Genomic DNA, 10,578 nt, shown 5'->3' with positions numbered 1-10,578 from the left:
TGAATGATTTACATCTCCAATTATGGCACTTTGATGCCGCATTAAAGAGGAGGAGACCATCTCATCACCTTTTAGGCGTTTTTTTATTCAAATTGAAATAAACAGTCCTATGTGCTGTTGTCATTGCTTTCCATAATTGTCTTCGTTACGCTTCGTCTCGGCACTTTTTTCTATATAATACTAATCCATGAGCATCAAACAACTACCCCCACATTTAGTTAATCAGATTGCTGCAGGCGAGGTAGTTGAGCGCCCAGCCTCTGTGGTTAAAGAATTATTAGAAAACTCGATTGATGCAGGTTCGAAAAGAATTGAGATTGATATCGAGCAGGGTGGTTTAAAACGTATTCGTATTCGTGATGATGGAAAAGGCATTCCCAAAGAAGAATTAGCGCTGGCGTTGAGTCGTCATGCGACCAGTAAGATTGCTTCACTGGATGACTTGGAACATGTCGCTTCCTTGGGTTTTCGTGGTGAGGCGTTGCCGAGTATCGCTTCTGTATCGCGGATGACGATTAGCTCGCGTACGGAAGATAACGAACAAGGCTGGACGGTTTCGCCGCAACATCGCGATGATGGTGCAGAAGCGTTTGATGATCCAGAACCCACTGCACACGCTAAAGGTACAACCATTGAAGTGCGTGATTTATTCTATAACGTACCTGCACGACGCAAGTTTTTAAAAACTGAAAATACAGAATTCAAACACCTGCAGGAAGTGGTAAAGAAGATATCCCTAAGCAATTTTCAAATCGGGATTACGTTACGACACGGTCAACGCAATTTACTGACATTACAGCCAGCATTAGAACGAGTCGGAGCAGATCGACGCGTATCAGAAATTTGTGGGCCTGCTTTTATGGAGCAGTCGCTGTATCTGGATTATGAGGCAGCAGGTTTAAAGCTTTGGGGCTGGGTTGGATTGCCGACGTTTTCGCGTTCACAAGCTGATCTTCAATACTTTTATGTGAATGGCAGAATTATTAAAGACCGTGTTGTAACCCATGCGGTACGTCAAGCGTATAGCGATGTGTTATTCCACGGGCGTCATCCTGCGTATGCGTTATTTCTTGAGCTTGCGCCAGAAAAAGTGGATGTCAATGCACACCCAACTAAACATGAAGTACGTTTTCGTGATGCACGTTTGGTGCATGATTTTCTGTATCGAACACTGCATCAGGCGTTAGCAGATGTACGACCTAATGAGGCTGCTGAATCTGCTCCTGCTATCCCTAATAATGGGACAGAAAAAATGAGTATGGCGGAGTACAACCGCGAAGCGATTAGGTCACAGCAACGGTTGAATATACCAGTTAATAATATTCAGCCTGGGCAAGTAGCAGAGCAAATGGCTGCTTATCAGCGCATGCATGACAGTGCCGGTGATAACTCTCAAAACAATGCTGAAAACGTTACGAGCGGTTTGAATACGGGCTTTATTCCATCGGGAAGTCCACGCAGTAGCTCATCTAATTACACCCCCCCACTTTCAGACAAGTTTTCTGAAAAGCTTTCGACGCATGTCACATCATCAATGCCTGTTAGCGAAAATCAGAATACGGGTGAGGTACCACCGCTAGGTTTTGCAGTGGCACAATTGCACGGTATTTATATTCTCGCGGAAAACGCTGAAGGTTTAGTCGTGGTTGATATGCATGCGGCACACGAGCGCATCACCTACGAATACTTAAAGAAAAGTATGGCGGAAGACAATGTGCGCTCTCAACCGATGCTGGTTCCTAGCTCATTATCCGTGAGTAAAAAAGAAGGTGATTGCGCCGAAGAATTTGCTGAAACGTTTGAGCAACTGGGTTTTGAGTTGAATAGACTCGCGCCAGAAAAATTAGCCATTCGTGCGGTGCCGAGCCTGCTTAAAGATTCGAATGTGGAACAGTTAGTCCGCGATGTACTGTCTGATTTACTGGAGCATGGCAGCAGTGAACGCATTCAGCAGGAAATGAATGAAATACTCTCAACTATGGCTTGTCATGGTTCTGTTCGTGCGAACCACCGTTTAACGATTCCAGAGATGAATGCCCTGTTGCGTGATATGGAGCGCACAGAGCGCAGTGGGCAGTGTAATCACGGGCGCCCAACGTGGACGCAAATGTCTGTAGATCAGCTCGATAAACTATTCATGCGCGGTCAATAACACCGCCATAACATTTGTCTAAAATCGCACTGAATAACAACCATATTAAGACTAAGTTAAGGCTTAATGCTGTAACGTTAAAGTACTATTTATAATAAAAACAAGCGATGTTTAATTCATTCAAATGCGGAGCAAGAAGTTTAGAAGAGCAATTTGTGCTGTACGGCGCTGGCTTAACTTTTCTTTTTCTCGTTCCCTTTTCCATTTACCGGTTCTTCACTGGAGATTTGACGCTAGCGGCAATAGATATGGTGATGGCGTTGTTGATGGTTTTGATTTTTACGCAAGCCTGGCAATCAAAGAGAATTAAATATCTAAATAGATTTTCAGTCATGATGTTTATGCTTGGAATTTTAAGTGTTATGTACCTAAAAGGAGCAGACACTGTTTTTTGGGCGTTTCCGGCAATGGGTGCAACCTATTTCTTATTAAAGTCGGTTCCCGCATTATTTGCCAACATCATATTTATTGGTCTAACTACATTATTATTTCACGGTAAGCTGACAAATGCCGAGGCTATGAGTATTTATCCTAGCTTGGCGCTGGTGGGTTTATTTGGATTTATTCTTAGTATGCGTGCAGAGTATAACAATAATAAATTACAGAAATTAGTCTCTGAAGATACGCTTACCGGTATTAAAAATAGACGATCATTTGATGAGAAAGTCGATGAGTTGCTCGTTAATTACAAACGTTATCCAAAACCTGTGTCGATGTTGCTATTCGATTTAGATAAATTCAAAACAATAAATGACACAAAGGGACATCATAAAGGTGATCAGGTGTTGATTGATTTTGCAAAATTAGTCAAATCGAAGATTCGTACAACGGATTTCATTTATCGTTTTGGTGGCGAAGAGTTCGTTGTTATAGCTAAAAATTCTTCACTGGAAGATTCAGGTAATCTTGCTGATTCTATCCGTAAACTGATAAAAGAAAGCGATGAGCTATCTAAATATCAGGTGACTGTTTCAGTGGGTGTTTCTGAAATTATGCCTTTTGATGATGCTGAGAGCTGGTTTCGCCGAGCAGATCTTGCATTATACGAATCTAAGTCTGCGGGCAGAGATACCGTGCGTATAGCCGAAATAGGTGATGATACGAAGCTTTCGTTTAAGGCACTGAGCAATTATCAAAATATAAAACCACTGCGAACAAAAGCAAATTATCTTATATGCCCATACAAGGATACACATTCTAGTTTATTAAAAGATAATCCAGGGAAGAATAAGTCCTTCAAAGCGGGGGCTGTTAAAAGAAAATTGTCTAACAATTCTTCAATCAAACCATCTACCAAATCATTAGCTCGTCATTAGCATTTTTCACATCTATTGAAAGATCTGCTTTAAGAAAAAGTGCCCGGCTCTGCATAAATTCTATTTACGTTTTCAAAAAACAAAAACGTAATATCATTCAAAGTAGGGGGGTGACTTTACGCTTTATTGAATAGTCTAAAATAATGCGTCAATGAGATATTCATTACTTTGATGTATTATTTACTTCTCAACTGAAACGTTAGACATCTATGAGTTTACCTCCTGCCATTTTCATCATCGGCCCAACCGCTTCAGGTAAAACAGGTCTTGCGATTAAGCTGATGGAACATTTTCCTATCGAGTTAATCAGTGTGGATTCTGCGCTCGTTTATAAAGATATGGATATTGGTACGGCAAAACCTACGGCAGAAGAACTTGAAGCTGCTCCGCATCGTTTGATTAACTTTTTAGATCCGTCTGAGTCTTATTCTGCGGCTGATTTTAGAACAGATGCCTTGCGAGAAATGGCCGAAATTACCGCTAAAGGTAAGATTCCAGTGCTTGTTGGTGGGACGATGCTGTATTACCGTGCGCTAGAAAACGGCATCGCTGAAATGCCTCAAGCTGATCCAGATGTTCGTGAAAAGCTTACTAAAGAAGCAGAGCAAATTGGTTGGGATGGCTTGCATCAACGTTTGTTGGAAGTTGATCCAGTGGCTGGCGAACGTATTCATCCTAACGATCAGCAACGTATTCAACGCGCGCTTGAAGTCTTTGAATTAACGGGAAAGACGCTGACAAAGCATCAACAAGATCAGGTTGTAGAACCGATTCCTTATCGCTTAATGAAAATTGCATTAATCCCGGAAGAGCGGGAATGGATTCGTGAATTGGCAGCCATACGTTTTGATCAAATGTTAGAAGCTGGTTTTATTGATGAGGTGAGAGCTTTACGTGAACGCGGTGACCTGGATTTGAATTTTCCATCAATGCGCTGTGTGGGTTATCGTCAAGCATGGCAATATTTGGAAGGCGAACTGGATTTTGAAGAAATGAAAGAGCGTGCGGTAATCGCAACGCGTCAATTAGCCAAACGACAGATGACCTATTTGCGCTCAGAGCCCAATACTACCGAGTATGGTGCAAAAGGTTATGAACTGGAAAAAGTTAAAGCTGATATTGAAAGCTTTTTAGCTGAAGAATAGAAATAGAAATTTATCTGCAAAGATATACAGTAACAAATATTCTAATTAAGAAATCGGACAAGGTTTATACCAATAAAAAGAGGGGCTAAAAGCCCCTCCCAGTCGTTAGATTTGGTATTAAGATATAGAGCTGAATCTAACAAAATAAGCTCTATTTTCGGGGTTCGATTACTTCAAACGGTATTTAACGCCCATTGTTAAGCTCTTATCAACTTCGTCATTACCATTGTTAGAAATACTGTCATCAAGTTTAGTTAACTTGCCTTCAACACCAAAATCAAGCTGGTTAGTCAGGCTGTAGTAAAATGCAGAACTTAAAGTGTTAGTTGTAACATCATCTGTATCGTCAGATGTTGCATAAGCTAAAGTCCACTTGTTTTCCCAATCGATCATATCTGACAATTCGTAGGTTAAGCTCATTGCGTTGTTGAAGTTATAACCATTGTCATCATCGTCTAATGTAGCAGTTGCAATCGCTTCATTAGAGAACTGAGTCTTGTTATTGATTGGTCTGTGGTATTCAGCGCCAACTTCTACTGCTGGTTTACCGTCTGAACCGTCGTAGTTACTTAATACTGCACCAACACCTGCGCGAACTAACCAACCGTTTTTACGCGTAGAAACACGCTCGTTTTCTAGGACATCGTAAGTCTGTACAACTGCTCTTGCGTTGAAGTCACCCTGTACCATGCCAGAAGTCTCAATGACTTTCTGAATGTCTTGTAACCAGTATTGCTTGTAGTCGTCAAAACCATATTTAGATTTGTACTCTGACTCTTTATCAACAATTACTGCAACTTGCTGGTAGATGTCATTGCTTGGATCAGCTTTCAAAAAGCCTTCTTCACGAAGCTTTTGCATGATTCTGATTGCATAAGCCATTGGTGTTACATTAACAACACGGCCATAACCAATACCCGCTGTTGCTTTTGTGAAAGGATCTTCCTGATCTTTCTGAACGCCAACTTCACCTTTACCGTACCAGAATGCTGCATTACTGTTTGGTGTTGTGAAGTAGTTGTCTACTGTTGCTGCACCTAATGCCTGATAAGTACTTGAACTCTTATCACCATCATTTCCACCTTTTGAAGATGAACCAGTGCCTAGGAAGTCAATTTTAGTGTTACGGTTTGGTGAACTGAATACTTTTTCATAATCCAAAGTTAGGTCTAGGTTATAACTAGCCTGATCCTGGTTACCGTCATTAGTATTGAAGTTACCTGAAATGTAAGCATCTTCGTACGCAGAAGTTGCTTCTTTGTAGTCTGTGATTAAAGGTTCTGCTTGTGCAGAAGTGAATGCACCTGTTAGAGCTAGTGCAATTGCACCGCCTAATAAATTTTGTTTGTTCATTTTTAAAAATTACCCCAAAAAAATAACCTATCTATCAGATAGGTATAAAAAGTTATGACTAAAATATTTATATAAAATATTTTGACTGGGGTGAGAGTGTTTTAAATGATATTTAGTTCAACAAAAAAGAAAATAAATGCCTTTTTTAAATCAATTAAAATCATTGGAAAAACGCTATGCTAGCGTGGTTTCTTGATTGTTCGAAAAGTCAATGACTTGTGCCATGTGGACAATATTTTTAATACGATTATTGAATTATTACTTTGGCAATTTCAGAAGGTCTTAGTAAGTCTTGAGGGTTGTGGTTAAAGATAATATCCAGCTCATAAATAGCACCTTTGGGTTCAATTCTTACGGCTTCGACACCTTGGCTATACACAACTCCGTTGTAGTGTTTTCCATTCACGGTGACTCGTGCTTTTTGACCGGGTCTATATCGTTTTAAAACCTGAGATGAAACGAGTATCCGCGCTAACATTTTTCCACTAGGGGCTATAGTAAATAAGGGGTCTCCTTGTTGAGTTTTATAAATGACGCCACCTTCATGGTTGTTTTTGGTGATAATGATGCCGTTAATGGGGGCGCGTAAAATATTTCTATCTAAAGTCACTTCAGCGAGCGCCAGAGCAGCATTTGCAAATTCGCTTTCAGCTACTGCGGCTGCAATTTTGATTTTTGCATCCTTGAGTTCTTCATCTGCAATTAATCCGCGATCATAAAGTTCTTTTGCACGTTTTAATTCATCGTTAGCATCATCCATTTCCACTTTAGAGCGAGCGATCATGGCTTTAGCTTTTAATAATTCGGCTTTGGCCTTGCGTTGATCCATGGTTAACAAGACCGATCCTTTTTTCACATGTTGACCGATTTTGATATTCATTTTCTCTATGAAACCATCTTCGAGCACGCGCATTTCTATTTTGTCTACCCATTCCAGTCTACCGCTAAGTTGTTGTGCGCTTGCCCCGAGACTGGCTAATACAGCAAAGACTGATAAGGCAAATTTGATTCTTAAATGGTTCTTAGAGAAATTCATTGTGTCTCTTCCTTAGCTTCTTCGGGTTGAGTCAATATAGGCTTGCCTGTTAAGGCATTGAGTTGTGCCCAAGCAATGGTGATGCAGTATTTTACACGCTCTTCTTTCATGCGCGCCTTGCTTTGTAGGGTCATGGATTTCCCTAGAGTGGCGCGGACTTCCATTTCGTATAACGAACGGCTCATTTCTAAATCAAGGTCACGGCTATAGAGTTCAGATTCTGCACGATCAGCTGCTACCTTTAACACAGATAAACGCAACACAAGTTCGAGAATTTGCTGACGCAAGTCCATCTCAAATAGTGTCATTTGATCTTTATTGTATTTTTCTCTCAGTGTCTTTAGCCAGCTATTGTTCTTCAATGCTTCTGCATATAAATCAGAAAATTCAGGTAGCGTTTTAGGCGAGGTAATTAAAATGGGTGGTATTAAATCGCTAGATAACTCATCTGGTCGATTGATAGTCTGCGCCAGTATTGATCGGGTGAGGCGCTGGGTCGCCTGGCTAGAAAAATATTGCTGTCTTACTTCTTGGTATTCGGCTTCTAGTCTGGCTACGATAAGCTCGGAATATTGTTTTAATTCCTGACGAATCTTTGCCCTATCCCATGAAATGAATGTTCCCGCCATATCTTCATTGATGCCAATCAGACTTGAATCTGATAGTAATACATCAAAGTAAGCTCGCAGAATTAGTAGCTGTTGTTGAATGCTTGGCTCTACTAATAAAGTTGCAGCGGTATTACGTTGAGAGTCGCTAATTGAGGTATTGTTAAACGTGAGATTGTGACAACCAAGGAATAATGATTGTTGTGGAGGTGTCGCAATTGTTTGTTCGGGCGTTAAGCGTGTTCTCGGGTGCTCACTGGCAAAGCTGAGTGCTGTTGTTAGGTCTAATGGGGAAGGGAGTTTTTTATTATCTGAATTTTCAGCACTGATAATTGTATGAGGGAAAACCCACCCAATCAGACAAAGATAGGACAGAGTATTTCTAATAACTTTCCAGTTCAAAAATCTCGGCATATAAGTCTCAGTAAGCTAGATAAATTAAAAACAGTAATTGGAAATTATGCATAACTATTTTTAACCTTTTTTCTGCTTACGTTTGTAACGGATGAAAGGCATTTTTTCATTCGCGCCTTCTACAATGTATTTCCCTAGCATCATAAATTCATCTGCATCTTTGGAAGCACCAGTCAGGCGACCATTTTTAATGGGCTTACCTTCTAAATCTAAAAACTGGAATACGGGAGTGGCTCTGACTCTGAACTGTTCTAATGAAAAGTCTTTTTGAGTGGTGTCTTTACCTGCAAAGTCAGTAAGTTCCAGATCACCTTCTATATCAACGGTGATAATTCGAAAATGCTTGCGATAATAATCTTGTACTTTGCCACGATTTAATACCGTTTTCTTCATACGAGCACAAAATGGACATTCATCCATTTCAAACATCAATAAAATACCTTTTTTGCCTTCATCAGCAGCGATTTCTTTTTCTTCCTCCATGTCATTGAGGCTTTCATCAAAAAAATTACTGTAATCTCTAATTTCTGTTTGTTTGGTTTGCGCGGTGTTGTCGGCAGATACAAAAACAGGTATAGAAATGAACAACACTAGAGCTATAAGCGTTTTAAGGGAGGTCATGCAGTGTCTCCTGTAGCGGTTTAATTCATATTATTCTGATTTTATAAGGCTTGCAAGCGAGTAAGTTAAGCCATCTGTCGTTAAATGATCAAAAAAAGGGTTTGATTTTTTACTTTTTACCTAAACCTGTTATTATGCTTGAATCTGTAAGGATGCAGAGTGCTGTTACCCCCGACTTTCAATATAGCAGTTTTAGATATATAAAAGAGACAAGTAGAAAGTTTGAGCAAGCTGAAGTTAAATTAAAGGCTATGACCAGAACAGCAAACAATAAAATATTAATAACATAACCTAATAAGAAATCAGGAGTTACCCATGTCAAAAGGGCATATGCTACAAGAACCCTTCCTAAATGCTTTAAGAAAAGAGCGCATCCCCGTTGCGATTTATCTTGTAAATGGAATTAAATTACAAGGTCACGTAGAGTCGTTTGATCAATTTGTTATATTACTAGGCAGTACTGTAAGTCAGCTTGTGTACAAGCACGCTGTATCTACAATTGTGCCTTCAAGACCTATCAAGTTAACGGTTGAAGACGAAGAATAAAATTACGCAATTCTGTTTCCCTAGTTTCTTAGGGGGGCAATAAATTGGAATTATTTGATAAACTCAGTCAGGGTGAAGCCCTGATTGAGAGTGCCATATTGGTACAGATTAACTTTGGATCAAATAATCGTTCTCAAAGCTCTTCAAGCTCAAATCAAGATGAACATGAGTTCAAAGAGTTGGTTCGTTCTGCTGGAGCAAGCACTTCCACGCTAATCACCGGTTCACGCGCTTCGCCTGATTCACGTTATTTTGTGGGCACAGGTAAAGCAGACGAAATTAAAGCCGCAGTTATTCAACACGACGCGGATGTCGTCATTTTTGATCATTCACTTTCTCCTGCGCAAGAACGTAACCTGGAACGCCTGTTCGAATGTCGTGTGCTCGATCGTACGGCACTGATACTCGATATATTTGCGCAACGTGCTCAATCACACGAAGGTAAATTGCAGGTTGAATTGGCGCAGTTAAAACACATGTCGACTCGCCTGGTTCGTGGCTGGACTCACCTTGAAAGACAAAAAGGTGGTATCGGTATGCGTGGTCCGGGTGAAACCCAGTTAGAAACTGACCGTCGTTTGCTGAGTATTCGCATCAAACAGATAAATAAACGTTTGGAAAAAGTAAGCAAGCAGCGCGAACAGGGTAGACAACTTCGACAGAAAACCGAAATACCAACGGTTTCTTTAGTTGGCTATACCAATGCGGGTAAATCGACCCTATTCAATAAAATTACCGGTTCTGGAGTTTATGCAGCAGATCAGCTGTTTGCGACTTTGGATCCAACCTTACGCCGTGTAAACCTTCCTGATCAGCAATCCATTGTTTTAGCTGATACCGTAGGTTTCATTCGTGATCTTCCGCATGATCTGGTGGCAGCCTTCAGAGCCACGCTTCAAGAAACTATCGAAGCAGATTTGATACTGCATGTTATTGATAGTAGTGATGAAAATCGCGATTTCTTCCGTGAACAAGTGAATAACGTGATTCAGGAACTGGGCGCTGAGGATGTTCAACAGGTTGAGGTGATGAATAAAATTGATCTCACCGAACAACAACCGCATGTTGAAGAAGGACACAATGGTTTACCAGCACGTGTTTGGCTGTCGTCACTGACAGGAGAAGGTTTAGAGGCACTAGGTGAAACAATTGCCTCTATCTTTGCCAAGAACACTTTCAAAGGTAAATTGCGATTACATCCTGCACTTGCTCGTTTGCGCGCCCAATTGTATGAAGATGAAGCGGTTATCAGTGAAGAGATATCAGATAAAGGTGAATACCTGCTTGATGTCGTTATCCAGCAAAGAAGACTGGATACGATGCTAGGTAAAGAAGAGTTGACCTTAGAACAACTTCAGTTATAAAAAAGCCCCAAAAGTAGGGGGGT

Annotated in this window: 9 protein-coding genes; 5 read left to right on the top strand and 4 right to left on the bottom strand. The window is 40.6% G+C overall.

Translation table 11 applies throughout. The annotated features are described in order from the left end of the window. The first annotated feature begins 187 nt into the window (after positions 1-187). The 3 genes from mutL (at position 188) to miaA (ending at position 4,613) form a co-directional block, all read left to right on the top strand. A complete protein-coding gene (gene mutL, locus Q1A31_RS12030) occupies positions 188-2,152 on the top strand; it encodes a DNA mismatch repair endonuclease MutL (protein ID WP_299876669.1) in 1,965 nt (654 codons plus the stop codon). Between the two features lie 155 nt (positions 2,153-2,307). Continuing rightward, positions 2,308-3,468, top strand: coding sequence for a GGDEF domain-containing protein (locus tag Q1A31_RS12025; protein ID WP_299876666.1), 1,161 nt, complete (start codon positions 2,308-2,310; stop codon positions 3,466-3,468). Between the two features lie 209 nt (positions 3,469-3,677). Next, positions 3,678-4,613 carry a tRNA (adenosine(37)-N6)-dimethylallyltransferase MiaA gene (gene miaA / locus Q1A31_RS12020; protein ID WP_299876663.1) on the top strand — a complete coding sequence of 312 codons (936 nt, stop codon included), beginning with the start codon at positions 3,678-3,680 and terminating at the stop codon, positions 4,611-4,613. Positions 4,614-4,781: 168 nt separating this feature from the next. On the opposite strand, the gene Q1A31_RS12015 is transcribed toward miaA, so the two are convergent. The 4 genes from Q1A31_RS12015 to Q1A31_RS12000 all read right to left on the bottom strand — a co-directional run bounded on the left by Q1A31_RS12015 (position 4,782) and on the right by Q1A31_RS12000 (position 8,645). Beyond that, positions 4,782-5,966 (bottom strand): DUF481 domain-containing protein, encoded by a 1,185-nt coding sequence (locus tag Q1A31_RS12015; RefSeq protein WP_299876661.1) that lies wholly within the window; start codon positions 5,964-5,966, stop codon positions 4,782-4,784. A gap of 247 nt (positions 5,967-6,213) precedes the next feature. After that, positions 6,214-7,002 carry an efflux RND transporter periplasmic adaptor subunit gene (locus Q1A31_RS12010; protein ID WP_299876659.1) on the bottom strand — a complete coding sequence of 263 codons (789 nt, stop codon included), beginning with the start codon at positions 7,000-7,002 and terminating at the stop codon, positions 6,214-6,216. Beyond that, positions 6,999-8,024: a hypothetical protein gene (locus Q1A31_RS12005; protein WP_299876656.1), complete on the bottom strand. Its 1,026-nt coding sequence runs from the start codon at positions 8,022-8,024 to the stop codon at positions 6,999-7,001. Before Q1A31_RS12005 ends, Q1A31_RS12010 begins: the two co-directional genes overlap by 4 nt. 60 nt (positions 8,025-8,084) lie before the next feature. Next, positions 8,085-8,645 carry a thioredoxin family protein gene (locus Q1A31_RS12000; protein WP_299876653.1) on the bottom strand — a complete coding sequence of 187 codons (561 nt, stop codon included), beginning with the start codon at positions 8,643-8,645 and terminating at the stop codon, positions 8,085-8,087. A gap of 315 nt (positions 8,646-8,960) precedes the next feature. On the opposite strand from Q1A31_RS12000, the gene hfq reads away from it, so the two are divergent. After that, positions 8,961-9,191 (top strand): RNA chaperone Hfq, encoded by a 231-nt coding sequence (hfq, locus tag Q1A31_RS11995; protein ID WP_131904162.1) that lies wholly within the window; start codon positions 8,961-8,963, stop codon positions 9,189-9,191. 44 nt (positions 9,192-9,235) lie between these two features. Then, on the top strand, positions 9,236-10,555 hold the full coding sequence (gene hflX, locus Q1A31_RS11990) for a ribosome rescue GTPase HflX (protein WP_299876648.1): 1,320 nt from the start codon (positions 9,236-9,238) through the stop codon (positions 10,553-10,555). The last annotated feature ends 23 nt before the right edge of the window (positions 10,556-10,578 follow it).

Source organism: uncultured Cocleimonas sp. (assembly GCF_947495625.1).
Lineage (GTDB): Bacteria > Pseudomonadota > Gammaproteobacteria > Thiotrichales > Thiotrichaceae > Cocleimonas.
This window is presented reverse-complemented; position numbering and strand designations above follow the sequence as displayed.